Origin of the sequence: Hydrogenophaga sp. (assembly GCF_018780385.1) — a bacterium.
Taxonomy (GTDB): Bacteria; Pseudomonadota; Gammaproteobacteria; order Burkholderiales; family Burkholderiaceae_C; genus Hydrogenophaga.
On record NZ_JADMJO010000016.1, the window covers coordinates 50,082 to 70,661 of the forward strand.

General features: G+C 67.3%; 17 protein-coding genes. 4 read left to right on the top strand and 13 right to left on the bottom strand.

The window, feature by feature from the left end:
• Positions 1 to 2: 2 nt before the first annotated feature.
• The 8 genes from IV113_RS08435 to IV113_RS08470 all read right to left on the bottom strand — a co-directional run bounded on the left by IV113_RS08435 (position 3) and on the right by IV113_RS08470 (position 9,771).
• The gene (locus IV113_RS08435; RefSeq protein WP_291083024.1) at positions 3 to 1,493 is read right to left on the bottom strand and encodes an aldehyde dehydrogenase; all 1,491 of its coding nucleotides are present in this window, start codon (positions 1,491 to 1,493) and stop codon (positions 3 to 5) included.
• A gap of 189 nt (positions 1,494 to 1,682) precedes the next feature.
• Positions 1,683 to 2,543, bottom strand: coding sequence for an ABC transporter permease subunit (locus tag IV113_RS08440; protein WP_291083026.1), 861 nt, complete (start codon positions 2,541 to 2,543; stop codon positions 1,683 to 1,685).
• A 1-nt stretch (position 2,544) separates the two neighbouring features.
• Complete coding sequence (locus IV113_RS08445; RefSeq protein ID WP_291083029.1) at positions 2,545 to 3,447, bottom strand: ABC transporter permease subunit; 903 nt, start codon at positions 3,445 to 3,447, stop codon at positions 2,545 to 2,547.
• A gap of 13 nt (positions 3,448 to 3,460) precedes the next feature.
• Positions 3,461 to 4,564 (bottom strand): ABC transporter ATP-binding protein, encoded by a 1,104-nt coding sequence (locus IV113_RS08450; RefSeq protein ID WP_291083032.1) that lies wholly within the window; start codon positions 4,562 to 4,564, stop codon positions 3,461 to 3,463.
• A gap of 98 nt (positions 4,565 to 4,662) precedes the next feature.
• On the bottom strand, positions 4,663 to 5,841 hold the full coding sequence (locus IV113_RS08455) for an extracellular solute-binding protein (protein ID WP_291083035.1): 1,179 nt from the start codon (positions 5,839 to 5,841) through the stop codon (positions 4,663 to 4,665).
• Between the two features lie 152 nt (positions 5,842 to 5,993).
• Positions 5,994 to 7,433: an aspartate aminotransferase family protein gene (locus tag IV113_RS08460; RefSeq protein WP_291083038.1), complete on the bottom strand. Its 1,440-nt coding sequence runs from the start codon at positions 7,431 to 7,433 to the stop codon at positions 5,994 to 5,996.
• A 22-nt stretch (positions 7,434 to 7,455) separates the two neighbouring features.
• Positions 7,456 to 8,823, bottom strand: a complete 1,368-nt coding sequence (locus IV113_RS08465; RefSeq protein ID WP_291083041.1) for a glutamine synthetase family protein — start codon at positions 8,821 to 8,823, stop codon at positions 7,456 to 7,458.
• A 156-nt stretch (positions 8,824 to 8,979) separates the two neighbouring features.
• Positions 8,980 to 9,771: a gamma-glutamyl-gamma-aminobutyrate hydrolase family protein gene (locus IV113_RS08470; protein WP_291083044.1), complete on the bottom strand. Its 792-nt coding sequence runs from the start codon at positions 9,769 to 9,771 to the stop codon at positions 8,980 to 8,982.
• A gap of 97 nt (positions 9,772 to 9,868) precedes the next feature.
• Between IV113_RS08470 and IV113_RS08475 the strand changes: the two genes are divergently transcribed.
• Together IV113_RS08475 and IV113_RS08480 are read left to right on the top strand one after the other, a co-directional pair.
• Positions 9,869 to 11,347 carry a PLP-dependent aminotransferase family protein gene (locus tag IV113_RS08475; RefSeq protein WP_291083047.1) on the top strand — a complete coding sequence of 493 codons (1,479 nt, stop codon included), beginning with the start codon at positions 9,869 to 9,871 and terminating at the stop codon, positions 11,345 to 11,347.
• A 175-nt stretch (positions 11,348 to 11,522) separates the two neighbouring features.
• Entirely contained in the window at positions 11,523 to 12,932 is a 1,410-nt protein-coding gene (locus IV113_RS08480) for a beta/gamma crystallin-related protein (RefSeq protein ID WP_291083049.1), read from the top strand.
• 29 nt (positions 12,933 to 12,961) lie between these two features.
• Here IV113_RS08480 and IV113_RS08485 read toward each other — a convergent pair whose 3' ends face one another.
• The 3 genes from IV113_RS08485 to IV113_RS08495 all read right to left on the bottom strand — a co-directional run bounded on the left by IV113_RS08485 (position 12,962) and on the right by IV113_RS08495 (position 16,599).
• Positions 12,962 to 14,266: an FAD-binding oxidoreductase gene (locus IV113_RS08485; RefSeq protein ID WP_291083052.1), complete on the bottom strand. Its 1,305-nt coding sequence runs from the start codon at positions 14,264 to 14,266 to the stop codon at positions 12,962 to 12,964.
• Between the two features lie 2 nt (positions 14,267 to 14,268).
• Positions 14,269 to 15,198 carry an agmatinase gene (speB, locus tag IV113_RS08490; RefSeq protein ID WP_291083054.1) on the bottom strand — a complete coding sequence of 310 codons (930 nt, stop codon included), beginning with the start codon at positions 15,196 to 15,198 and terminating at the stop codon, positions 14,269 to 14,271.
• Between the two features lie 96 nt (positions 15,199 to 15,294).
• Positions 15,295 to 16,599, bottom strand: a complete 1,305-nt coding sequence (locus IV113_RS08495; RefSeq protein WP_291083057.1) for a hypothetical protein — start codon at positions 16,597 to 16,599, stop codon at positions 15,295 to 15,297.
• A gap of 117 nt (positions 16,600 to 16,716) precedes the next feature.
• On the opposite strand from IV113_RS08495, the gene gstA reads away from it, so the two are divergent.
• On the top strand, positions 16,717 to 17,322 hold the full coding sequence (gstA, locus tag IV113_RS08500) for a glutathione transferase GstA (protein WP_291083060.1): 606 nt from the start codon (positions 16,717 to 16,719) through the stop codon (positions 17,320 to 17,322).
• Between the two features lie 3 nt (positions 17,323 to 17,325).
• Here gstA and IV113_RS08505 read toward each other — a convergent pair whose 3' ends face one another.
• Positions 17,326 to 18,525 (bottom strand): YbfB/YjiJ family MFS transporter, encoded by a 1,200-nt coding sequence (locus IV113_RS08505; RefSeq protein WP_291083063.1) that lies wholly within the window; start codon positions 18,523 to 18,525, stop codon positions 17,326 to 17,328.
• Positions 18,526 to 18,619: 94 nt separating this feature from the next.
• Here IV113_RS08505 and IV113_RS08510 point away from each other — a divergent pair, with 94 nt between their 5' ends.
• The gene (locus IV113_RS08510; RefSeq protein ID WP_291083066.1) at positions 18,620 to 20,020 is read left to right on the top strand and encodes an aspartate aminotransferase family protein; all 1,401 of its coding nucleotides are present in this window, start codon (positions 18,620 to 18,622) and stop codon (positions 20,018 to 20,020) included.
• Here IV113_RS08510 and IV113_RS08515 read toward each other — a convergent pair.
• Positions 19,968 to 20,564 (bottom strand): hemerythrin domain-containing protein, encoded by a 597-nt coding sequence (locus IV113_RS08515; RefSeq protein WP_291083070.1) that lies wholly within the window; start codon positions 20,562 to 20,564, stop codon positions 19,968 to 19,970. The two genes, IV113_RS08510 and IV113_RS08515, sit on opposite strands and share 53 nt — an antisense overlap.
• Positions 20,565 to 20,580 lie beyond the last annotated feature (16 nt).

Sequence of the window (20,580 nt, forward strand, 5' to 3'; positions counted from 1 at the left end):
CCTTAAACGGGGCTGTCGATGCGAATCCACGTTGTCTTGGTTTCCGTGTACTTGTCAAAAGCATGCAGTGACTTGTCACGCCCCACGCCGCTCTGCTTGAAGCCACCAAAGGGCACGGTGATGTCGTCCTCGTCGTACGAATTCACGTGAACCGTGCCCGCGCGCAACGCGCGCGCCACACCGTGCGCCTTGTTGATGTCGCGGGTCCACACGGCGGCCTGCAGGCCGTACACGCTGTTGTTGGCCTCGCGCACCACCTCGGCCGCGTCGGTGAAGCTGAGCACCGAAAGCACCGGGCCAAATATCTCTTCGCGCGCGATCGTCATCTGCGGCGTGACGCCGTCGAAGATGGTGGGCAGCACATAGTTGCCGCCGGCCACCGGCATGGCCGCCTCGCCGCCGGCCAGCAGCGTCGCGCCTTCGGACTTGCCCGACTCGATGTAACGCAGCACCGTGTCCATCTGCACCTTGTCGACGATGGCACCCATGGTGGTGGCCTTGTCCAGCGGGTTGCCGGGCTGGTAGTCGGGCACCAGCTTCAAGGCCTTCTCCAGGAAGGCGTCCTTGATCGACGCCTCGATGAACAGGCGCGACGGTGCGTTGCAGCTCTCCCCCTGGTTGAAGAAGATGCTGCTCACCGCCGCGTCCACCGCCTTGTCCAGGTTCGGGCAATCGGCGAACACGATGTTGGGCGACTTCCCGCCCAGCTCGGTCCAAGCGCGCTTGAGGTTGCTCTGCCCCGCCATCACATGGATCTGTTTGCCCACGCGGGTGCTGCCGGTGAAGGCGATGCAGTCCACGTCCATGTGCAGCGCCAGCGGGCTGCCAGCCTCGGGGCCGTAGCCCGGCACCACGTTGAACACGCCGGGCGGGATGCCGGCGGCCAGCGCCAGTTCGGCCAGTCGCAGCGCGGTCAGCGGGCTCTTTTCGCTGGGCTTCAAGACCACCGAGTTGCCGGCGGCCAGCGCGGGCGCGATCTTCCACGCCGCCATGATCAGGGGGTAGTTCCAGGGCACGATCACGCCCACCACACCGACCGGCTCGCGCGTGATCAGCGCCAGCGCATTGCGGCCCGTGGGTGCGATCTCGTCGTACACCTTGTCCACCGCCTCGCCGTACCAGCGGATGCAGTTGGCCGCGCTGTTCACGTCCACGCTCCTGGCGTACTTGATGGGTTTGCCCATGTCCAGCGTTTCGGTCAGCGCCAGTTCGTCGGCGTGCGCGGCGAGCTGCTCGGCAAACTTGATCATCACGCGCTTGCGCTGCGCCGGCGCCAGGCCGCTCCAGCGGCGGTCCTCAAAGGCGGCGCGGCCTGCCGCCACGGCAGCGTCGATGTCGGCCTCGCCGCAGCGCGCCACGGCGGTCAGGAGACGGCCGTCCACCGGCGAGATGCAGTCAAAGGTCTGGCCGTCGCGCGCGGCGACGCGTTCGCCGTTGATGAATGCGCGGCCGTCGAAAGAAAGGGATGAAGCCTGGGACGATAGGGTGGTCATGGGGGCGGTTGAAGAATCCCGTTCGCCTTGAGCTTGTCGAAGGGTTCACCACCATGCGGGCAAGGGCTTCGACAAGCTCAGCCCGAACGGAAGGGGTGGGCAAGTGGCCTCATGCTACGCCCGAAACCCGGGCCGCAGAGCATCCACTTGCCCTCGCCCCCAACGATCCAGTGACCCCGCTCGCGCCCCTCAGCCCGGGTTGAGCGCCACCAGCTCGGCCCGCGTCGCCGCGGCAATCTCACGCTCGCGCCGGCGCGTGGCGCGCGCCACCCACACCGCGTAGCCCACGATGCCGATGGTCACCGTCGCGATCAGCAGCGTGGCCGCCGCATAGATGGTCGGGTTGATGCCGCGGCGCGCGTAACCGAAGATCACCTGCGGCAGCGTGTTCACGCCCGGGCCGGAGAGAAATTCGGAGATCACCACGTCGTCGAACGAGAGCGTGAACGACAGCAGGAAGGCCGCCAGGATGCCCTGGAAGATGTTGGGCAGCGTGATCAGGAAAAACACCTGCAGCGGCCGCGCCCCGAGGTCCATGGCGGCCTCCTCGATCGAGCGGTTCATCTCCATCAGGCGCGACTGGATCACCACCATGCCGTAGGCCATGCCCAGCAGCGTGTGGCCGAAGATGATGGTGAGCATGCCGCGCTCGGGCCAGCCGAAGGCGTTCTGCGCGCCCACCATCAGCAGCAGCAGCGACAGGCCGATCACCACCTCGGGCATCACCAGCGGCGCGTTGACCATGCCCGAGAACACGGTGCGGCCGACGAAGCGCCGGTAGCGCACCAGCACAAAGGCCGCGAAGGTGCCGAGCACGGCCGAGAGCACGCCAGTGACCGCCGCGATCTTGAGCGAGAGCCAGAAGCCCTCGACGATCTTGGTGTCGCGCGTGAGCGCTTCGTACCAGCGCAGCGAGAAGCCGGTGAAGTTGGCGTCCTGCCGTGTGCTGTTGAAGCTGAACACGATCATGAAGAACAGCGGCAGGTACAGGAACAGGTAGACCGCGGCGAGCCACAATTTGCCGAAGTGTTTTTCGAGGATCTGTTTCATGTCACTTCGCCTCGTCGCTGGTGTAGTGGTAATAGATCGCCAGCGGCACGACGATCAACGCGATCATCACCACCGCGAGCGCCGTGGCGCGCGGCCAGTTGTTGCTGGTGAACATCTCGTCCCACACGACGCGCCCGATCATGATGTTCTCCGGCCCGCCGAGCAGCGAAGGGATCACGAACTCACCGACCGAAGGAATGAACACCAGCATGAAGCCGGCCACGATGCCGGCCTTGGACAGCGGCACGGTGATCAGCCAGAAGGCCTTGAACGGCGAGGTGCCCAGGTCGTAGGCGGCTTCCAGCAGGCGGAAGTCCATCTTCACCAGCGTGGCGTACAGCGGCAGCACCATGAACGGCAGGTACACGTAGGTCATGCCCACCAGCATGGACACGTTGGTGTAGAGCATCAGGATGGGCTCGCTGGTGATGCCCAGTGCCATCAGCAGCTGGTTGAGCACGCCCTGGTCGGCCAGGATGCCCTTCCATGCATAGACGCGCAGCAGGAACGAGGTCCAGAACGGCAGCATCACCATCATCAGCAGCGCCGGGCGCACGCTGGCCGGCGAGCGCGCGATGAAATAGGCGAACGGATAGCCGATCACCAGGCACAGCACGGCGGTCCAGAGCGCATACCAGATCGAGCGCAGGTAGGCCTCGATGTAGATGGTCTTGAAGAGCTCGCCGCCTTCGTCACGGAAGATGGTCCAGTAGTTCTCGTACTTCAGACTGAGCAGGCCGGTCTGGGCGTCCCAGATCGGCTTGAATGGATGGATGCTCTCGCCCATGTCCACGAAGCTGATGTAGAGCAGGATCAGGAAGGGCAGGAAGAAGAAGACAAACAGCCAGACGTAGGGCACGCCGATGACGAAGCGTTTGCCGGGCATGAAGGGTGAGGTGCTCATGGTGACCTCCCGCTCAATCCCGCAGCACCACACCGGCGCCGTCGCCCCACCAGAAAAACACCTCGTCTTCCCAGGTGATGTCCGAAAGGTCCTGGCGCGACGTGTTGGCCTCGGTGATCTTGACCTTGGAGCCGTCGGTGGCCAGCACGATGTACGTGTTGTAGGAGCCGAAGTAAGCGATCTCCTTCACCTTGCCGCTGAACAGGTTGACGGCCACGCCCTCGGGACGCTGTTTGCCGATCTCGATCTTCTCGGGCCGCACGGCCAGCGCCACCGCCATGTTGAGGTGACCCGGCACGCCATGGCCCACCTGGATCTCGCCAATGCCGGTGCGCACGGCGCAGCGGTTGGGCTCGTCCACGCTGAGCTTGCCTTCGAACAGGTTGACGTTGCCGATGAAGTCCGCCACGAAGCGGTTGGCCGGGTGTTCGTAAATCTCTTCGGGCGTGCCCACCTGCAGCACCCGCCCCTTGCTCATGATGGCGATGCGGCTGGCCATGGTCATGGCCTCTTCCTGGTCGTGCGTGACCATCACCACCGTCACGCCCACTTTTTCGATGATGTTGACCAGTTCGAACTGGGTCTGCTCGCGCAGCTTCTTGTCGAGCGCGCCCAGGGGCTCGTCCAGCAGCAGCAGCTTGGGCCGCTTGGCCAGGCTGCGCGCCAGCGCCACACGCTGCTGCTGGCCGCCCGAGAGCTGGTGCGGCTTGCGCTGGGCATAGGGCGTGAGCTGCACCAGGCCCAGCATCTCGTCGGTGCGCTGCTGCACCTCGGCCTTGGGCAGGCCTTCGCGCTTGAGGCCAAAGGCCACGTTCTCCCAGATGTTGAGGTGGGGAAACAGGGCGTAGGACTGGAACATCATGTTGACCGGTCGCTCGTAGGGCGGCATGGCCGCGACGTCCTGACCGCCGAGCAGGATGCGCCCCGAGGTCGGCTTCTCGAAGCCGGCGAGCATGCGCAACAGCGTGGACTTGCCACAGCCCGAGCTGCCCAGCAGGGCAAAGATCTCGCCCTTGCCGATGGAAAGCGACACCTCGTCCACGGCCACCGCCTCGTCGAAGCGCTTGACCAGTTTCTCGGTGACCAGATAACCCGTCTGGGTGCCCGTCTCAGCCATGTTCAGTCCTTGTTGTTGTGATGTACAGATAAGAAAAAGGGCTGTTCATACGGTGTGTACGAACAGCCCTGGATCAGGTCTGGTGAAAACCGGAACGCTTACTTGCCCTTCTTGAAGCTGTTGTAGGCGTTGGCCATGGCTTCACGCGCTTCGTTGGTGAAGCTGCTCGGCGGGATCATCTTGGCGAAGTAGTCGGACTCCACAAAGATGGTCTTGTTGCCGGCGATCTCGGGGTTGATCTTGTCCATGGCGGCCTTGTTGCCGGTCGGGTAGCTCATCTCGTTGGCCATGGCCGCGGCGTTCTCCGGGCGCAGGTAGAAGTCGATGAAGGCCATCGCGTTGTTCGGGTGCTTGGCGTCCTTGGTCACGGCCATGGTGTCAAAGAAGATCAGCGCGCCGGTGCTCGGCAGCAGGGCTTCGATCACGTCCTTGGAGCCGTTTTCCTTGGCGCGGCCGGCGGCGATGTTCACGTCGCCCGACCAGCCGATCGCCACGCAGGCCTTGCCGCCCGCGATGTCGTCGATCATGGTCGAGCTGAACAGGCGCACGTCCTTGCGCACCTTGGCCAGCATCTCGCCGGCGGGCTTGTAGTCGGCCGGGTCGTTGGAGTAGGCGTCCTTGCCGATGTAGTGCAGCGCCACCGGGATGATCTCGGTGGGCGAGTCCAGGTAGGCGATGCCGCAGGACTTGAGCTTGCTCGTGTACTCGGGCTTGAACACCAGGTCCCAGGCGTTCTCGGGCATGGGCATGCCGCCCAGCGCCTTCTCGACCTTGGTCTTGTTGATGCCCACGGTGGTGAAGCCCCAGGCCCAGGGAATCAGGTGCTTGTTCTCGGGATCGGCCTTGACCAGCGTGGCCATGATGGCCGGGTCCATGTTGGCCAGGTTCGGGATCTGGTCCTTCTTCAGCGGCTGCAGCAGACCGCCTTCGATCTGACCCTTGGCGAACACGGTGCCGGGCACCACGATGTCGTAACCGGTGTTGCCCGCCACCAGCTTGGCGTGCAGGGCTTCGTTGGTCTCGAAGGTGTCGTAGTTGACCTTGATGCCGGTTTCCTTCTCGAAGTTGGCAATCATGCCTTCGGGGATGTAGTCCGGCCAGTTGTAGATGTTGAGGACTTTTTCGTCGTCCAGCACCGGGCCGGCGGGCACGGGCGGAGCGGCTGGAGCGGCGGCAACCGGCGCGGGCGCTGCCGGTGCTGCGACCGGCTCTTCTTTCTTGCCACAAGACGCCAGCAGGATCGCCGACATTGCAATGACCAATACGTGTTTCTTCATGGTGGTGCTCGCTCCTGAGAGGGGTTGATCAACGACAAACTGAATCTGAATGGAAGAGAAAGGGTCAGGGAAAAGCTAGCAATTTCCAGACCCGCTGCCCGCCCAACAGCACCTCCGCGGTGCGTTTCGGCCTGCTGCAGAGGGCATTCTATTCACGCATGCTGGCCAGCGGCACGCAACTGGGCCAGGGTGGCGTCCAGACAGGTGCGGATCAACGCCATCATCTCGTCGATCTGCGCGCGCGTCATGACCAGCGGCGGCGCGATGATCATGCGGTCGCCCACGGCGCGCATGATCAGCCCGTTCTTGAAGCAGTGGGCACGGCACATCATGCCCACGCCCAGGTCCGGGTCGAAGGTGGCGCGTGTGGCCTTGTCCTTCACCAGCACCAGCCCGGCCACAAAGCCACAGGTCTCGGCCACGCCCACCAGCGGGTGGTCGTTGAGTTCGGCGAAACGCTCGGCGAGGTAGGGGCCGGTGTCGTCGCGCACCCGGCCCACCAGGTTCTCGCGCTCCATCAGTTCGATGTTGGCCAGCGCGACTGCACAGGCCACCGGGTGGCCGCTGTAGGTGTAGCCGTGGTTGAACTCGCCGCCCTGCTCGATCAACACCTTGGCCACGCGGTCACCCACCATCACACCGCCCAGCGGGATGTAGCCGCTGGTCACGCCCTTGGCGAAGGTGATGAGGTCGGGCCGGATGCCGAACTTCTCGTAGGCGAACCAGTGGCCCAGGCGGCCAAAGGCGCAGATCACTTCGTCGCTGATGAGCAGAATGCCGTGCTTGTCCACGATGCGCTGGATCTCGGGCCAGTAGGTGGCCGGCGGGATGATCACGCCACCGGCGCCCTGCACCGGCTCGGCGATGAAGGCCGCCACCTTGTCGGCGCCGAGTTCGAGGATCTTCTCCTCCAGCCAACCGGCGGCCCGGATGCCGAACGCATCCTGGCTCTCGCCCGGCAGCGCGTTCTCGAAGAAGTAGGGCTGGCCGATGTGGGTGATGTTGGGAATGGGCAGATCGCCCTGCGCGTGCATGCCGCTCATGCCGCCCAGCGAGGCGCCGGCCATGGTGGAGCCGTGGTACGCGTTCATGCGGCTGATGATCACCTTGCGCTGGGGCTGGCCCAGCAGATCCCAGTAGCGGCGCACCATGCGCACGTTGGTGTCGTTGCTCTCCGAGCCGCTGCTGCAGAAGAACACGTGCTCGAAGCTGCGCCCGCCGACCTTGGGCGCGAGGGCCGCCAGCTTGGTGGCCAGCTGCACCGCCGGCACGTTGGTGGTCTGGAAGAAGCTGTTGTAGAACGGCAGTGTCATCATCTGCTGGTAGGCGGCGTCGGCCAACTCCTTGCGGCCATAGCCCGCGTTGACGCACCACAGCCCGCTCATGCCGTCGAGGATCTTGTGGCCCTCGGAATCCCACACGTAGATGTTGTCGGCGCGCGTGATCACACGCGAACCGCGCGTGGCCAGGTCACCGTGGTCGGTGAACGGGTGGATGTAGTGGGCGCTGTCGAGCGCCTGGATGGCTTTCGTGTCCTGCTGTTCGGCGCGGCGAACCAGGGCGGGCGGGGCGATGAGGGTCGAGGTGTTCATGGTCGGTCCTTGCGAGGCTTCATCAGACGTGCAGGAGAAGGTGTTCACGTTCCCACGGCGAAATCACCTTCATGAACTCGTCGAACTCCAGCTCCTTGATCTCGGTGTAGATGGTGATGAATTCCTTGCCCAGCACATCGTGCAGGTCGGTCTCGCGGCGCAGCCAGTCCAGCGCTTCGCCCAGGCTGCGCGGCAGCGCATAGGGCGAGAGGTAGGCGTCGCCCTTCATCTCGGGCTTGGGCTTGATCTTGTTCTTCAGGCCCAGGTAGCCGCAGGCCAGCGTCATCGCCATCGCCACATAGGGGTTGGCGTCGGCACCGATCACGCGGTTCTCCACGCGGCGCGCCTCGGGGCTGGAGATTGGCGAGCGGATGCCCACCGTGCGGTTGTCGTGGCCCCACTCGATGTTGATGGGTGCCGCGGTGTGGCGCGAGAGGCGGCGGTAGCTGTTCACGTACGGCGCCACCAGCACCATGGCGGCCGGGATGTAGCGCTGCAGGCCGCCGATGTAGTGGTAGAACGATTCGGAGGGCGTGCCGTCCTCGTTGCTGAAGATGTTCTTGCCGGTGGCCTTGCTCAGGATGCTCTGGTGCACATGCATCGCCGAGCCCGGCTCGCCGGCGATCGGCTTGGCCATGAAGGTGGCGTACATGTCGTGGCGCAGCGCGGACTCGCGCACCGTGCGCTTGAAGAAGAACACCTCGTCGGCCAGGCCCAGCGGGTGGGCGTGGAAGAAGTTGATCTCCATCTGCCCCGCGCCGGCCTCGTGGATCAGCGTGTCCACGTTGAGCTTCATCTTGTCGCAGTAGTCGTAGATCTCTTCGAACAGCGGGTCGAACTCGTTGACCGCGTCGATGCTGTACGACTGGCGCGAGGTCTCGGCGCGGCCGCTGCGCCCGATCGGCGGTTTCAGCAGTGTGTTCGGGTCGGTGTTGCGCGCGGTCAGGTAGAACTCCAGCTCGGGCGCGACCACCGGGTCCAGGCCCTCGGCGTCGAACAGCTCACAAACGTGGCGCAGCACGCTGCGCGGCGCAAAAGGCACGAGCTTGCCGTCGTGGTCGAAGCAGTCGTGGATCACCTGCGCGGTGGGATCGGTGGCCCAGGGCACGATGCGCGCGGTGGTCGGGTCGGGGCGCAACTGCATGTCGCGGTCGGTCGGTTCGATCACGTCGTAGTACGGCCCGCTGGCCGGAAACTCGCCCGTCACGCCCATCGCCACGATCGCCTGCGGCAAACGCATGCCGCGGTCCTCGGTGAATTTTTCGCGCGGCAGGATCTTGCCGCGCGCCACACCGGTCAGATCGGGCACCAGGCACTCGACCTCGGTCACACGGTTCTGGTTGAGCCAGTTCTCCAGATCGTTGAAGGTCATCTTTGGGGGGGCTGTCATGTGCCATCTCCGTTGTGGTTGTGTGAGGTGATGCCTGCGGTCTCCGAAGGCACCAAGGGTCCGGCTCCGCCGGCCCGAGATGCCGTCCACCCTCCCAGCGCCGAAGGCGCGCCAGAGAGGGGGGAAGCCGCGCAGCGGCGCAGGGGGGTGTTCATGTCATGTGCGTGCGAGGTCGGCCGCCTGCAGGCGCAGGCTGTGGCGCGAGCGGCAGGCGCGGCCAAAGGCCTCGAAGATGGCGGCGTAGAACGGCGTTTCCCAGCAGCGCCATTCGGGGTGGAACTGCACCGCGTAGGCAAAGGTGCGCGCGCCGCGCACGCCAAAGGCCTCCACCACACCGTCGGGCGCATGGGCCAGCGCCTCCAGGCTGTCGGCCAGCCGGTTGATACCCTGGCCGTGCAGCGAGTTCACCTCGGTCTCGGGGCCGCCGGCCCATTCTTCGAACACGCTGCCCGGTGCGAAGCGCACGCTGTGGCGCGGTGCGTACTGTTCGTCGGGCGGTGCGCCCTTGGGCTCGCGGTGGTCCATCAGGCCGGGCACCTCATGCACCCGCTGGTGCAGCGTGCCGCCCAGGGCGACGTTGATCTCCTGGAAACCGCGGCAGATGCCCAGCAGCGGCACGCCTTCAAACACGCAGGCCTTCACCAGCGCGAGCGTGAGCAGGTCGCGGTCGGCGTCCAGCGGCAGGCTGGGGTCGGCCACGTCCTCGGCGAAATGGGAAGGGTGCACGTTGGAGGGCGAACCGGTCAGCATCACGCCGTCCACCAGCGACAGCAGGTCGCTGATCTGGTCGGTGTCGGCCAGCGGAAACATCACCGGCTGGGCCTGTGCCCCCACCTTCACCGCCCGGGCGTATTTGTCGCCCAGCAGCAAAAAGGGCATCTGATGACCGTGGTCACCCATCAGGCGGTGGTCGGCGGGCAGCCAGACCATGCACGGCGGCTTGTTCATGTTCACTCCAGGCAATGGGGCCCATTGTGGGCACCAAATTGGATCACAATCAGAGCCAGTTGAGCCCACTCCGTAGAGCCACTTCGCCCCAAACCACATGCTGTCTGAATTTCTGCTGGCTGAAATGAACCGCCTGGGCACGCAGGACGCGCTGCCCTTGCACCGCCAGCTCTACGAGGCGCTGCGCCGCGCCATGCTCGACGGCAAGCTCGGCGCGGGCGAGCGCCTGCCCTCCAGCCGCGACCTGGCCGAAGACCTCCAGCTCTCGCGCAACACCGTGGTGGCCGCGATCAACCAGCTCAGCGTCGAGGGGTACCTGGCCAGCCGCGTGGGCAGCGGCACCTACGTCAACGACAACGTGCCGCGCGCCGCGCCCAGCCGGGGTGCGCGCAACGGCGGCCAGCCCGCCACGCTGCAGGCCGGGCGGCTGTCCACGCGTGGCATTGCGCTGTCCAGCACCTTTTGCGCCACCGAACTCGAGGTGCAGCCCTTCACCCCCGGCATGGTCGACTTCAGTGCCTTTCCCATCGCGCTGTGGCAACGGCTGCAAAACAAACACTGGCGCATGACCTACCCGGACATGCTCGACTACAACACCTCGGGCGGCTACGCGCCGCTGCGCCGCGCGGTGGCCGACTACCTGCGCGTGTTCCGCAGCGTGCACCTGGAGGCCGACCAGGTCGTGATCACCAGCGGCACGCAGCAGTCGCTCGAACTCTGCGCGCGCCTGCTGGCCGACCACGGCGACACCGTGTGGGTGGAAGACCCGGCCTACTGGGGCGCGGTCAAGGCCTTCATGGCCACGGGTCTGGCCATCCACCCGGTGCCGGTGGATGAGCAGGGCATCAGTCCGAGCGCTGGCGACAGCACCCACCCGCCGCGGCTGATCTACGTGACGCCCTCGCACCAGTACCCCACCGGCGCGGTGATGACGCTGCCCCGGCGCCACCAGCTGCTGGCCACGGCGCGCGCGCACGACGCCTGGGTGCTGGAAGACGACTACGACAGCGAGTACCGCTTCAGCGGCCCGCCCATCTCCAGCCTGGAAGGCCTGGACACCGACGGCCGCGTGCTCTACATGGGCACCTTCTCCAAGGTGCTCTACCCCGGCCTGAAGCTGGGCTACCTGGTGGTGCCCAAACCGCTGGTGGCGGCCTTCAAACAAGCCCACTACGACCTCAACCGACCCGGCCAGATGCCGGTGCAGGCCGCGCTGGCCGAGTTCATCGAGATGGGCCATTTCGCCAGCGCCTTGCGCCGCGCGCGGCAGAACTACGCCGAGCGGCGCCAGTGCCTGCTCGAAGCCCTCAAGCCGGTGCTCACCCCTGGCGGCCCGTACATCAGTGGCGCCGAACAAGGCCTGCACCTGTGCCTGCGCCTGCCCGGCGACATCGACGACAGGGCCCTGGCCCAGCGTGTGGCCCAGCAAGGCATGACGGTGCGCCCGCTCTCGGCCTACTGCCTGCAACGCAAGGACCTCAAGGGCCTGGTGATCGGCTACGGCTACGCGCCGCTGGCCGACATTGCGCGCTGTGGGCCGGTGCTCGCCGGCATGGTTGAACAGGCACTGAGGTAGGCCGCAACGCAGCCCGCTGTGCGGGCTTACAGGCGGACGGAAATCACGCTTCCGGTATCTGTCGGGTAAAGACCTCGCAAACCCGGGGTTTTGCACCACACAGTGGTGCGGCAACGCACAGACCACCCACTGGCCAGCCCCCAATCTCGGCGTCACCCCCACAGGAGACGTTGACATGAAACACTTTTTCGGCCTTTTGCTCACCAGCACCACCCTGGCATTCAGCACGCAAGTCGCTGCCCAGGCCACCCTCTACGCCAACGACAACTTCGCTGGACAGTCGCTGCGCATGACCTCCGCGGTCCCCAGCCTGCACCGACACAAGTTCAACGACCGCGCCTCGTCCATCGTGGTGGTCGGCAACCGCTGGGAAGTCTGTGAAGACGACGGCTTCCGGGGTCGATGCACCGTGCTGCGCCCGGGCCGCTACGACGCGCTCTCCGACATCGGCCTGGAAGACGGCATTTCCTCGGCGCGGATGATCGCCGCCAACGTGCGGATCAACGACGACCGATACGCCCCGCTGCCTGGCGCCACGCAGGCCCCCGTGCAACTCACGTTCTTCGAACGAGACGGCTTCCAGGGTCGCTCCTACAGCACCACCGGACAGATCCCCAACCTGCGCCGCACCGGCTTCAACGAACGGGCCTCCTCGGCTGTGGTCACGGGCGAGCGCTGGGAAGTCTGTGAAGAAAACCGGTACCAAGGTCAATGCATGATCCTGCGGCCCGGCCGTTATCCGTCGCTGGAGGCCATGGGTCTGAACGACGACATCAGCTCGGTGCGGGCACTGCCGCGCAGTGCCCGTGTGGCCGACAACCGCTATGCGCCTCTGCCGGTGGTGTCACAGATCATGTTCTACGAGCGTGAAGGCTTTGCCGGCCGCACGTTCACCACCGAAACTCCACTGGCCAACCTGCAACGCGCCGGCTTCAACGACCGCGCGGCCTCGGTCGTGGTGGCGGGTGAGCGCTGGGAAGTGTGCGCCGACGCGCGCTTCCGTGGCCAATGTGTGGTGCTGCGCCCCGGGCGCTACGCCTCGCTGGCGTCCATGGGTTTGAACGACCGCATTGTGTCGGTGCGGGAAGCCGAGGGCACCACGCGCGCCAGTGACGAGCGCAACTCGCCCGCCCCGATGCCGGTCTACGACAGCCGCCGCCGCGACAACGAACGCCTGTATGAAGCCGACATCACGTCATCCCGCGCCGTGCTGGCCACCTCGGGCCAGCGCTGCTGGGTCGAGAGCACGCAGGTGCCGGCCGAGCGCAGTGGTGCCAACATCCCGGGCGCCGTGGTGGGCGCCCTGCTCGGCGGCATTCTGGGCCACCAGGTCGGCAATGGCACGGGCAAGGACATCGCCACCGTGGGCGGCGCGGTCGCCGGTGGGGCCATCGGCGCACAGGTCGGCCGCGACGGCAAGCCCACCAGCCAGGACGTGCAACGCTGCGAAAACGTGCCCGGTGGCGCACAACCCGCTTACTGGGATGTGACCTACAACTTCCGTGGTGTCGAGCACCGCATCCAGACGGCTTCTGCGCCCGGCAGCCGCATCACGGTCAACGAACAGGGCGAACCGCGCCAGTGATCGTTGGCGCTGTGGGCCTGTTCAGCAGCTCAGAGCGCGTCGCGCAAACGGTGCCAGAGCATGCCCAGCGCCAGGCTGGGCGTGCGCAGCAGCGGCCCGCCGGGAAACCGGTGGTGCTGCAGCCGCGCGAACACATCGAAGCGCCCGGCCTGCCCGGCCACCGCCTCGGCCACCAGCTGGCCCGCGAGGCCCGTGAGCGCCACCCCGTGGCCGCTGAACCCCTGCAGGTAATAGACGTTGTCACCCAGCCGCCCGAAGTCGGGTGCGCGGTTCATGCTGATGTCCACAAACCCACCCCACACGAAGTCGATCGGCACCTGCGCCAGCGCCGGGAACACCTCGCCCATGCGCCGTGCCATCAAGGCCGGCAGGTTCGCCGGCGTGCGTGTGGTGTAGCTCACGCGCCCCCCGAACAACATCCGGTGGTCGGCGCTGAAGCGGAAATAGTCGAGCACGAAGTTGTTGTCGCACACCGCCGCGTTGCGCGGGATCAGGCGCGCGCAGAGGTTGGGGTCCAGTGGCGCCGTGCCCACGATGTAGGTGCCCACCGGCATGATGCGCGGCGCGATCTCGGGCGCCACCGCCGGGCCGTATTCCGCCAGCATGCAGTTGCCCGCCAGCACGCCAAAGCGCGCGGTCACCTGGCCTTGTGCCGTGCGCGCCACCACCGTGGCGCCGCGCTGCAGGCCGGTCACGGGTGAGTGCTCGAAGATGCGCACACCCGCGGCCTGCGCGGCGCGCGCCAGGCCGAGCGCGTACTTCAGCGGGTGCAGGTGGCCCGAGCGCTGCTCGCGCGCGGCGGCCACATAACGCGGGCTGTTGATCAGGCGCGGCAGGTCGGCGCCTTCGGCCCAGTCGACGTTGATGCCGCGCCGCTGCAGACCTTCCATCTCCTCGTGAAGGGCGCGCTGCTTGCGAGCGGAGTCGGCCACGTACACATACCCGTTGACCCGATCACAGTCGATGGCGTGTTGCTCGATGCGCGCATCGATGAGGTCGATCGCCTCCAGCGACATGTCCCAAGCGCGCTGCGCAGCAACCGAACCGAGCTGGTCTTCAAACGGTTCCTGACCGCTGGCAAAACCCACGATGGCCTGACCGCCGTTGCGTCCGCTGGCGCCACTGCCGATGTGGTCGGCCTCCAGCACCACCACCGAGAGGCCGCGCTGCGCGAGTTCGAGCGCGGCACTCAGCCCGCTGAAACCCGCGCCCACCACCACCACGTCCACGTTCAGGGATTCGACCAGCGCCGGGCACGCCGGCGGGCGCTCCACGCTGGCTTCGTAATAACTCTTCTGGTTGAGCTGGGTGTCGGAGCGCACCAGCGAGGCCATGCTCAAACCCACCCCTGTTTCGCGACTTGCCCACTCAGGTAGGTCCACACGAAGGTCGCGGCCGCGTTGCTGGTGAGTTCGGCGTGGTCGTAGGCCGGGGCCACCTCCACGCAGTCCATTCCGATCCAGTTCAGGTCGGCCAGTTCTTCCAGCAGGGTCAGCACCTGCGAGCTCGTCAGGCCACCGGGCTCGGGCGTGCCGGTGCCCGGGGCGAACGCCGGATCCAGGCAGTCGATGTCCAGCGTGAGGTAGGCCGGCCGCTGGCCGATGCGCGCACGGATCGCGTCGATGGTGGGCTGCAGACCCGCGCCGTCCAGCCCGCGCAGCGCGCGCGCCGTGAAGATCTGCCCGCCCTGGTCGGCCACATACTCGCGCGCCGCGCGATCGCCGCTGGAGCGGATGCCGATCTGCACCGTGTGCGCCGCGCTCACCAGGCCTTCCTGCAAGGCTTCACAGGTCCAGGTGCCGTGGCCCGAGGGCTCGCCGAAGTGGTCGCTCCAGGTGTCGCAGTGCGCATCGAAATGCACCAACGCCAACGGCTCGCCCCCGTGCCGGACTTTCGCCGCGCGCAACAGCGAGAGCGTCACCGAATGGTCACCGCCCAGAAACACACAGTGGTGCTGCGCCATCAACGCAGCGGCCTGCGCCTCGATCTGGCGACGCACCTCGGGCAGCGGCGAAGCGTTGGGCAGGCGCATGTCCAGCGCGTCGCCCAGGTGGGCCAGCGGCGAGACGTTGAACACCGGGTGTGTGCCGTCGCACAGCATCAGGCTGGCCGCGCGGATCGCCTGCGGGCCGAAGCGCGCGCCCGGGCGGTTGGTCACCACACCGTCGAACGGCACACCGGCCAGCGCAAACGGCTGGTCGGCCAGTGGCGCGCAGCCCAGGAAACGGTTGCTGTTGTTGGCGTAAGCGAACTGACCCATGGCCATGGCAGGTCCTCGGTGGGGTGGGGCGAAGCGGAGCCAGAAGATACCCCCGAGGGGCTGGGCGCTTGAGTCCAATTCAGCCCCGTGGCCGGCGTCCAGTCACTTGCCGAACAGCCCCTTGATGCCCTCACCGAGGCGGTCGCCCAGGTTGGCGCCCGCGCCCGTGCCCACACCCGGCATGAGCGCGGTGCCGATCGCAGCGCCCAGCAGCGCCGAGCGGCTCAGACTCACCGAGGGGGCGTCCAGCGTGCCGCCCACGACCAGTGGCACACCCACCAGGTCCCCGCCCGCGCCGCGCGTCACGTCCACGCGCACGCGGCCCGACAAGGTCCTGGAGGGCGCCACTGTCACCTCGCCGCTGGCGGCCAGCACGCCCGAGCTGGCCACCAGGTTTGTGAGATCGATCTGCTGCCCGCGCGTGCGCACCTGACCGGCCAGCGTGTCCAGCTCGGTGCTGCCGCCGCGCGACAGGCCCACCGTGGCCACCGCCCTGGCCAGGTCCACGCCGTGGACCACCGCGTTGTTCACCGTGAAGCGGGTCTGGCTGCGCAGTGCGTCGGTCACGCTGGCGGTGCCGGCACGCGGGTTGATGCGGGCCGACAGGGTGGTGCTGGCGTCGAGCCGCCCGGTGAGCGTGCGGCTGGGGGCGGTGAGAGCGGAGACCTCCACACCGCGTGTTTCCAGCGAGGCGTCAAACACCAGGTCGCGCACCTGGGCAGAGGCCTGGGGTGTCGTCATCTTGAGCGGCCCCTGCAGCGTGCCGCCGCCCACGTCCACCTTCAGGGTCCACGCGGTCTGGTTGTCGGTCTCGCGTTTGAGCACCGCCTTCGCGCCCTCCAGCGCGCCGCGGATCACCGCCACCGAGGCGTCGGCAGGCCAGCCGTCCTCGTCCAGGACGAGCTCGGCTTGCACCGTGCTGCTGCGGCCCTGCGCGCCGATCCAGGTCACGTCGTCCAGCACCACGCGACGCGGCAGCCAGCTCAGGTCGGCGGCCTCGTCGTGGGCGCCGGGTGTGACGGGTTGTTTGGCCGGGTCCTGCACGCGCGCGCCCAGCAGCACGATGGTGGCCTGCGGCAACACCGCCTGGCGAACGATGAGGGTGGAGACCGCCAGACGGCCCCGCAGCAGCGCCCACCACACCGGGCGCGCTTCCACGCGCTCCAGCGTGAGGGCCGGTCGGGCCTGGATGTGCAGTCCCTCCAGCGCCACCGCCGGCAACGGAAACACATCCACCGTCACGCGCGACAGAGTCACCGGTACACCGAGCGCCGCCGAAGCTTCGCGCTCCAGGCGCTGGCGAAAACCGTGACTGCCGGTCCACTGGTGCAGGGCGACCACCAGGGCCAGACCCAGCAGCAGGAACAGGGCGGCCAGGATGCCCAAGGGTCGAAGAAAACGTTGCATGGCGGCATTGTGCCGACGCTGTCGACGCGATGCCCCCCGTCAGGCAGGGAAACCACGCCACCGGTAGCATCGGCCCCGACGCCCCACCCGGAGCGTCCACCCCAGGAAGACCACACCATGAAGCTCTACTTCTCCCCCGGCGCCTGCTCGCTGTCCCCCCACATCGCCCTGCACGAAGCCGGCCTGGCCTTCGAGGCCGTGCCCGCGCCCACCAAGACGCACCAGCTGCCCGACGGCACCGACTACTACACCATCAACCCGCTGGGCTACGTGCCGCTGCTCGAGCTCGACGGCGGTGAGCGCCTGCGCGAAGGCCCGGCCATCGTGCAGTACATCGCCGACCAGGTGCCGCAGAAAAACCTGGCCCCGGCCAATGGCACGCTGGAACGCTACCGCCTGCAGGAATGGCTGACCTTCATCGGCACCGAGTTGCACAAGACCTTCTCGCCGCTGTTCAACCCCGCGACGCCCGAAGAATTCAAGACCGTGACCCGGGACAAACTCGCCCAGCGCCTGATATGGGTCGACGGCCAGCTCGCCGGCAAGCAGTACCTCATGGGCGAGGCCTTCAGCGTGGCCGACGGCTACCTCTTCACCGTGACCAACTGGGCGCCGCGCGTCGGCGTGGACATCACCGGCCTGGCCAACCTGGTCGCTTACCGTGCCCGCGTGGGTGCACGTCCCGCCGTGCAAGCCGCGATGAGGGCCGAAGGCCTGATCTAAAGGCTAGAGCGCGCGCTGGCGCCACGCCAGCGCCGCGCCCACCCACAGCGCGACGGCCGAGAACACCAGGCCGCGCGCCAGGCCACCCGGGCCGTCGGCGATGAAGCCCACCACCGTGGGTCCGACGATCTGGCCGGCCGCGAACACGATGGTGAAAGCGCTGATGCCCGCGGCCCACTGCGCAGGCGGCAGGTTGTGCCGCACCAGCGCCGTGGTCGAGGCCACCACCGACAGGAACACACCACCAAACAGCAGGCCCGAGGCCAGCACCAGCGGCCAGCTCGCGGTGAGCGCGGGCACGATGGCCGCCACGCCGAGCAGCGCGTTGAGCCGCGCCAGCGCCTGGCCGTCACGGTGCCGGTCCAAGAGGCCGGCCCAGATGCGCGAGGACGCGATCACCGCCAGGCCCAGCAGCGCATAGAAGCCGGTGATGGCGCCCGACGAGCTGCCCTGCTCGCGCAACAGCGCAATCACGAAGGTCATGTAGCCGATGTAGCCCACGCCAAAACCGGTGTAGCCCGCGAGCGCAAAGCCGAAGTCGCGCGCACGGAACACGCGGGCACTGCCGGTGCCCGTGCTGGCCGCGGGTGCCGGCAGGTTCGCCAGCACGCGCGCGGGCCAGGCCATGAGCGCGGTGGCCAGCAGGCACACCCCCGCCAGCGCCCACCAGGCCCAGGCCCAGCCGTGCGGTTGCGCGGCGGCCGCGAGCACCGGCGGCACGCCCAGTGCCGAGATCACGATGCCCAGGCCGGTGCCGCCGTAGTAGATGCCGAGCAGGAAGCCGCTGCGCTGCGGTTGACGCGCGCCCAGCCGCGCCGCCAGCAGGCCACCCGCGATGAACACCAGCGCACTGGCCACGCCGGCCAGCAGGCGCTGCGCCAGCAAGGGCGCGGCGCTTGTGAAGAAACCGCTCAGGCCCATGAACAGCGAAGCACCCAGCGAGCCGCCGATCAACAGGCCGGTGGGCGTGAAGCGCCGCATCAACCAGGGCGTGGCCAGCGCGCCGATGAGGTAACCCACCGCGTTGAACGTGTTCATGGCGCCGGCCAGCGTGTAGCTCCAACCCAGGTCCTCGCGCATGGGCGGCAACAGCAAGCCGTAGGCAAAACGCGTGATGCCCAGCGACACGGCCGCGCCCAGCGACAAGGCGAGTGCCAGGCGGATGTAGGGCGTGTGGTCGGTGGAGATGTCAAGGCGGTTCATGGCCGGGCCATTGTCGGTGCCAATTTGCCGGGCCAGGGGCCAACCACTGCGCCCGTGGCGAAACCCGGCACCCCTGGCGGCTTAAGCTGCCGGCATGACCCACCTTGGCCCCGACACCCTTCGCGCGATGCAGCTCAACGAGCGCGAGCGCTTCATCACCCGCCACCCGCAATCGATGGCGCTGGCGCTCGCCGCGCAGCAGCACTACCTCTTTGGCGTGCCGCTGCACTGGATGCGCGACTGGCCCAGCCCCGCCACCTTGTTCGTGGCGCAGGCAGAGGGCGCCACCCTCACCTGTGCCGACGGTGTTCGGTACAAAGACTTCTGCCTCGGTGACACCGGCGCCATGTTTGGCCACAGCCCCGCGCCACTGGCCCGCGCCTTGGCCGAGCAGGCCGCACGTGGCCTCACCTGCATGCTGCCGGCCACCAATGCGGTGGCCGTGGGCGAGGCCCTTTCAAATACCTTCGGCCTGCCGATGTGGCAGATGGCCTTGTCGGCCAGCGACGCCAACCGCTTCGTGCTGCGCTGGGCACGCGCCATCACCGGCCGGGCGCAACTGCTGGTGTTCGACGGCTGTTACCACGGCGCGGTGGACGACACGCTGGTCGACCTCGACCCCACCAGCGGCAGCACCTTGCCGCGCGCCTCGGTGCTGGGTCAGGTGCACAACCACGCCGCGTTCACGCGCGTGGTGCCGTTCAACGATCTGCACGCACTGGAAGCCGCCTTGAGAAAAGGCGACGTGGCCTGCCTGCTGGCCGAGCCCGCCCTCACCAACTTCGGCCTGGTGCCACCCGCGCCCGGCTTCTGGGACCAGGCGCGAGCGCTCTGCCGCCAGCACGGCGCGCTCTTCGTGTGCGACGAGACCCACACCATCTCCACGGCTCTGGGCGGCTACGCGCGAGCCCATGGGCTGGAGCCCGATGTCATGGTGGTGGGCAAGGCCGTGGCCGGTGGCCTGCCGTGTGCGGTGTACGGCTTCACGCACGCCGTGGCCGAGCGCATGGTGCAGGCCAAGAACGCCGCCCCCGAAGGCCACAGCGGCATCGGCACCACGCTGGCAGGCAATGCGCTCACCCTGGCCGCGTTGCAGGCGTCGCTGCAACACCTGCACACCGCCGCCAACTACACCTACATGCTGGACCTGGCTGCGACGCTGGAGCGAGGCTTGCGCGAACGCATCGACGCCGCCGGCCAGCGCTGGACCGTCACCCGTCTGGGCGCGCGCATGGAGCTGCAGTTCATGCCGCACACACCGCGCAACGCGCAGGACGTGCGCGACCACGCGCAAGGTGATCTGGAAGCGCTCACCCACCTCTTCATGCTCAACCGCGGCGTGCTGCTCACACCCTTTCACAGCATGATGCTGATCTCACCCGCCACCACGCTCGATGACGTGGCGCGGTTGCTCGATGTGTTCGACGAACTGCTCGCCGCGCTCAGGACTCTCCCAGCCCAACCGGTGCCGGCGCGCGCATCACGATCCGTGTGAACAGCCGGTCGAACTGCGGGTCGCGCGCCCCCTTCTCGTTGAGCGGATCGCGGTGGGTCGCAAACGCGACGTTGAGCGCATGCCAGTCGGCATCCGTCAGGCTCTTTTCGGCTTCGGGCAACAACACCGTTTCTTCCAGCCGCATGTGGTCCAGATAGAACTGCACGTAGCGCGAAGCCTCGCATTCAAACGTCGCGCGTCGCGTCTCGCCCAGGTATTCCCAGGCCAACAAGAGATGCATCAGTTCACGCACCCGCACCTCACCGGTCATGTGCTCGCTCTCCAGCCGCTCGATGGTCGCCATCACGTGCGGCGCCGCGCGTGCCAGACGCGGAAACAGCAGATCCGATTCCTTGGGGTGGTGCAGCTTCTCGGGGAATTCGTCGATGTAGAACAGCATGGCGCGCAGCACGTCGAAGTACTGCTCGGGCGTGTGTTTGCCGTCGGCATCCGGCCCGCGCTTGATCATCTGCAGCATCGACTTCAGCATGGCGGCCAGGCTGGCGTGTTCGTCTCGAATCACGCGCAGGGCAGAGTGGTTCATGGAATGTCTCCTCGGA